Origin of the sequence: Zhongshania antarctica, from assembly GCF_014202945.1 — a bacterium.
Classification (GTDB): domain Bacteria; phylum Pseudomonadota; class Gammaproteobacteria; order Pseudomonadales; family Spongiibacteraceae; genus Spongiibacter; species Spongiibacter antarcticus.
On record NZ_JACHHW010000023.1, the window covers coordinates 1 to 1,932 of the forward strand.

Genomic DNA, 1,932 nt, shown 5'->3' on the forward strand with positions numbered 1-1,932 from the left:
TAATCGGGTAGCCGAGGGTCTCTAACCCTCAGCCCCCACAACACCCTGCATGCGGATCCGCACAGGGCGTTTCACTAAGAATGGTGAAGCTTGATCCAACCATCGCGCAATTCGTACAGCCCCTGAGATTTTAAGTAGGCATTGGATAATGCCTGATTAATTCCCGGTGTTTTGGAACTGCGCCATGGGCCTTTGCTGGTAATGCCACACGCAACTGCAGCCTGTACGTGGACGCCTCGACTCATCAGGTTTCTTACTTTGGTTCTTGGCTTTCGCCACTGCCGCCAGTAGGCCATCCGCACTCTGCGCCGAATCCAATGATCTAGATCGACGCACAGTTGATAACAGTTGGCGATACCAAAATAATTAATCCAACCACGTATAAATTGGCTGGTTTTGAAGAGCTGATATTTCATCGACACTCCCCAGTTGCGGTTCGTTAGCAGGCGAATCCGTTGCTTGAATTTCAGCAGTGTTTTCGAGTGCCATTGAATACGGCCAGCCTTGAAGGTAAACCCCAAGAACTTGCTCTCACTGGTTTTAACGACGCGACTTTTATCGGTATTTACGACCAGCTTCAAGCGGTTTAGCAGGTACTGGCTAATACTGCGCAGCACGCGTTCACCGGCTCGCTGACTTCTTACTATTATCGTAAAGTCATCAGCGTAGCGGGCGAACTTGTGGCCACGTTTCTCAAGTTCTTTGTCCAAAGGATCGAGCATGATGTTCGCTAGTAGTGGCGATAGTGGCCCACCCTGCGGCACACCTTCTCGACTCTCACCGTAGAACTGGTTGTCGACAAACCCAGCTCGCAGGTACAACTTAATCAATCTCAGTAGACGCTTGTCCTTCACCTTGTCACCAAGGCGCGTCATCAGTAAATCATGATTGACTCGGTCAAAGAATTTAGACAGATCGACATCTACCGCAAAGCGGCGACCTTCCTTGATGATGTCGCGAACCTGCTTTACCGCCTGTTGCCCATTTCGATGTGGCCGGAATCCGAAGCTATTGCCTGAGAAACTGGGATCGAAGATGGGCGTAAGGACTTGGGCAATGGCTTGCTGGATCACACGGTCACAAACGGTTGGAATTCCCAGCTGGCGAGTACCGCCATCGGGTTTTTCAATTTCAACACGCCGAACTGGTGATGGTTTGTACCGATCTGTTGCCAGCTCGGTAGTCACCCTAGCCCAGTGTCCAGCTCGTGCCCATACGGGAAATTCGTCGATGGTCATGCCATCAACGCCCGCAGCCCCTTTGTTGGCTTGAACGCGTTTCCATGCTGCAGAGAGGTTCTCACGCTGCAGCACACGCTCAAATAGATCGCTACCAAAGGCTGGCTTCAGATCACTACGCTGAGTCACGTCATCGCCGGACGGCGTTCGTGCGTTCAAGTGTGACAAGGCTCCTCCTTTATTCTCAATGTTCAGGCCTTCGCCGTGTCCCATCCATTACGATGGGCATTTGGCTACTATGCCGTCTGCTGACTTCTACTTAATCACTGCTAGAGTTGCCCCCGTCAGCGCTATCGGTTTGTATCTCGTTCGCTCTCCATTGGCGATACACTCAGTGGAGCCAAGGCATTTATTAACCAGAGCCTTACTGGTAGTTTACCGATCGCTTGTTAAGCAGATCTCCCCAGATAAGAACATGAACTGTCCCCGCGCAACTGCATCATTTACGGTGGCCGTTAGATCACATGGCTTCGTCGTCTTGTGCCAACTCGCCTCCAGCCTACGCCTCATATGATGTTCTTGTTCATCAGCTCGCGGTTTTGCGTCCGGCTTCCTTCAGACCAAGCCTCGCGGCCAAGCCCTTGCCATTCGCTAGTAGTTAACATCTAATAACGATCATAAATCGCTAAGGATGGTGACCTTCCTACAGAGGACTTTCACCTCATTAGTTCATGCCCATGCTGGGCGTACACAA

At 51.3% G+C, this 1,932-nt stretch carries 1 protein-coding gene; it reads right to left on the reverse strand.

All coding sequences use genetic code 11. The features are described 5' to 3' along the window. Positions 1-74: 74 nt before the first annotated feature. The gene (gene ltrA / locus HNQ57_RS17640; RefSeq protein WP_226968179.1) at positions 75-1,397 is read right to left on the reverse strand and encodes a group II intron reverse transcriptase/maturase; all 1,323 of its coding nucleotides are present in this window, start codon (positions 1,395-1,397) and stop codon (positions 75-77) included. Positions 1,398-1,932 lie beyond the last annotated feature (535 nt).